Genomic DNA, 3,459 nt, shown 5'->3' with positions numbered 1-3,459 from the left:
GACGTGGGCGTTGGTGCCGGAGACGCCGAAGGCGGAGACGCCGGCGCGGCGCGGTCGGTCGCCCGCCGGCCAGGCGACGGGTTCGCTCAGCAGCCGTACCTGTCCGGTGCCCCAGTCGACGCGGGAGGAGGGGCGCCCGGCGTGCAGGGTGCGCGGGAGGAGGTTCTCCCTCAGGGCGAGGACCGTCTTGATGATGCCGACGGCGCCCGCGGCGGCCTGCGTGTGGCCGAAGTTGGACTTGACCGAGCCCAGCCACAGCGGCCGGTCGTCGGGCCGGTCCTGGCCGTATGCGGCGAGCAGTGCCTGCGCCTCGATGGGGTCGCCGAGGGTGGTGCCGGTGCCGTGCCCCTCCACGGCGTCGACGTCCTGCGGGCGCAGTCCGGCGGCGGCGAGGGCCTCGCGGATGACGCGCTGCTGGGCGGGCCCGTTGGGGGCGGTGAGGCCGTTGGAGGCGCCGTCCTGGTTGACGGCGGTGCCCTCGACGACGGCGAGGACGGGGTGGCCGTTGCGGCGGGCGTCGGAGAGCCGTTCGACGACCAGGACGCCCACGCCCTCGGCCCAGCCGGTGCCGTCGGCGTCGTCGGAGAACGCCTTGCAGCGGCCGTCGGGCGCGAGGCCGCCCTGGAGGCTGAACTCGACGAACGCCCCCGGCTCGGCCATGACGGTGACGCCGCCGGCCAGGGCGAGGTCGCACTCGCCGGAGCGCAGCGACTGCACGGCGAGGTGCAGCGCGACGAGGGAGGACGAGCAGGCGGTGTCGACGGTGACGGCCGGGCCCTCCAGGCCGAGGGTGTAGGAGACGCGTCCGGAGACCACGCTGCCGGCCTGGCCGGTGAGCAGGTGCCCGCCGAGTCCTTCGGGCACCTCGGTGAGGCCGGTGGCGTAGCCGGAGCTGCCGGCGCCGGCGAAGACGCCGGTGCGGGAGCCCTTCAGCGCGGTGGGGGCGATCCCGGCGCGCTCCAGGGCCTCCCAGGAGGTCTCCAGGAAGAGCCGTTGCTGCGGGTCGAGGGCCTGGGCCTCGCGAGGGCTGATGCCGAAGAACGCGGCGTCGAAGGCGGAGGCGTCGGCGAGGAAGCCGCCGGACAGGGTGTCGCTGGCCTCCCGCAGGAGCGTGAGGTCCCAGCCGCGGTCCTCGGGGAACCCGCCGACGGCGTCGCCGCCGGACGCGAGCAGTTCCCAGAGCCGGTCGGGGCCGTCGACGCCGCCGGGCAGCCGGCAGCCCATGCCGACGATGACGACCGGGTCGGTGCCGGTGGCCGTGGCGGCCGTCGCGGCCCGCCGCTCCCCCGTCCCGTACGCCTCGCCGTGCGCCTCCCCGTACATCTGATCGTGCAGATGGTCGGCGACGGCGGCCGGGGTCGGGTGGTCGAAGACGAGCGTGGTGGACAGGGTGACGCCGGTCTCCGCGGTGAGGTCGTCGCGCAGTTCGACGGCGGTGAGCGAGTCGAAGCCCATGTCGCGGAAGGCGCGGCCCTCGGCGACGGCGGCCGGGTCGGCGTGGCCGAGCGCGACGGCGGCGCGACGGCGCACGAGGTCCAGCAGGGCGGCGGCGCGCTCCTCGGCGGACAGCGGGTCGAGCCGGTCGCGCAGCGCGCCGCCCGCGCCGGCGGCAGCGGACGCGGTGGCGCCGGTGACGGCCGGTGCGGCGGCCTCGGTGAGCTGGGCGAGCAGAGGGCTGGGGCGGCCGGTGGTGAAGGCGGGCGCGAACCGCGCCCAGTCCATGTCGGCCACGACGACGGCGGTGTCGCGGGCCACGAGCGCGCGGCCGAGCGCGGTCAGTGCCGCGTCCGGGTCGAGCGGGCGCAGTCCGCGGCGGTGCAGCGTCTCCTGCGCCGCCGGGTCGGCGGCCATGCCGGTGCCGTCCCAGGGACCCCAGGCGACGGCCGTGCCGGCCAGACCGCGGGCGCGGCGGCGCTCCACCAGGGCGTCGAGGTGGGCGTTGGCGGCGGCGTAGGCGGCCTGGCCGCCGCTGCCCCACACACCGGCGACGGAGGAGAAGACGACGAAGGCGGTCAGGTCGCTGTCGCGGGTGAGGGCGTCCAGGTGGTCGGCCGCGTCGGCCTTGGCCCGCAGGACGGCGGCGAGCCGGTCCGGCGTGCAGCCGGTGATGATCTCGTCGTCGAGGATGCCGGCGGCGTGCATCACCGCGTCGACGGGGTGGGCGGCCAGCAGCCGGGCCACGGCGTCACGGTCGCCCGTGTCGCAGGCGACGACGGTGACCTTCGCGCCGAGCCGGGCGAGGTCGGCGCGCAGAGCATCGGCGCCGGGGGCGTCGGGGCCACGGCGGCTGGTGAGGACCAGCTCACGGGCGCCGCGCGCGACGGCCCAGCGGGCGACGCGGGAACCGAGCGCACCGGTGCCGCCGGTGACGAGGACGCGTTCCGGCGCGGTCCACTCCCCGGTCGTGGCGGACACGGGCGCGGGAGCGGGGACGAGCCTGCGGGCGTGCGCGGTGCCGCCGCGGACGGCGACCTGGTCCTCGGCGCCCGAGGTGAGAACGGCGGCGGCGCGGGCGAGCGCACGGCGGTCCGGCCTGGCGGGCAGGTCGAGCAGCCCGCCCCAGCGGTCGGGGTGCTCCAGGGCGGCCACACGGCCCAGCCCCCACACGGCGGCGGCACTCGGCTCGACGACGGCCTCCGTGCCGGTGCCGACGGTGACGGCGCCGCTGGTCAACAGCCAGAGAGGCGCGGTGAGTCGGGCGTCGGCGTGGGCCTGGACGACGGCCAGCGCCGTGGCGACGCCGGGCAGGCAGGAGAGCACACCGGCGAGCGGGGCGCCTCCGCCGGCGGTGGCGGCGTCGGTGAGCAGGGCGGCCAGCGTGGCCCGGTCGGCGTCGGCGGGGCAGGTCAGGCGCTCGATGCCGGGGAGGAACTCCTCGATGCCGGGGAGTGGGGTGTCGCCGGGGGCGGTGTCGTCGGACGCGTCGGCGTTGACGGGCTGGAGCAGCAGCCACCGGCCGGTGTCCGCGCCGGCCGGGACGCCGGTGGAGTCGAGTCGCCGCCAGTGGACGCGGTAGCGCCAGGAGTCGGCGACGAGCTGTTCCGTCTGGAGGCGCCGCCACGCCGACAGGGCCGGCAGCACGGTGCCGAGGGTAGCGTCGTCCAGGTGCAGGGCGTCGGCGAGTTCACGGGTGTCCCCGCGTTCGACGGCCTTCCAGAAGGCGTCCTCGGCGGGCGCGACGGCCCCACCGGACGCCCCGGCCTCGACACGCCGGGGCTCGGGCCAGTACCGGCGGCGCTGGAAGGCGTACGTGGGCAGGGGAACGGTGCCGACGGCGCCGGACATCGCGGCCCAGTCCACGGGCGCGCCCGTGGTGTGCAGAACCGCGAGTGCGGCGACCAGGGTGTCCGTCTCGGACCGGTCCTTGCGCTGTACGGCCACGCAGACCGGGTCGGTGGTGTCGTCGAGGGTGGCGCGGGTGAGGGGGGTGAGGGTGGCGTCGGGGCCGAGTTCGACGAA

General features: G+C 77.3%; 1 protein-coding gene. It reads right to left on the bottom strand.

Translation table 11 applies throughout. The annotated features are described in order from the left end of the window. Nucleotides 1–3,459, bottom strand: a 3,459-nt coding sequence (locus CCN29_RS23435) for an SDR family NAD(P)-dependent oxidoreductase (protein WP_143661368.1), incomplete at both ends; no start/stop codon positions are given.

Origin of the sequence: Streptomyces pseudogriseolus, assembly GCA_002154585.1 — a bacterium.
Lineage (GTDB): Bacteria > Actinomycetota > Actinomycetes > Streptomycetales > Streptomycetaceae > Streptomyces > Streptomyces pseudogriseolus.
The sequence above is the reverse complement of the archived record's forward strand: the minus strand, read 5'-3'. Positions and strand labels throughout refer to the sequence as shown.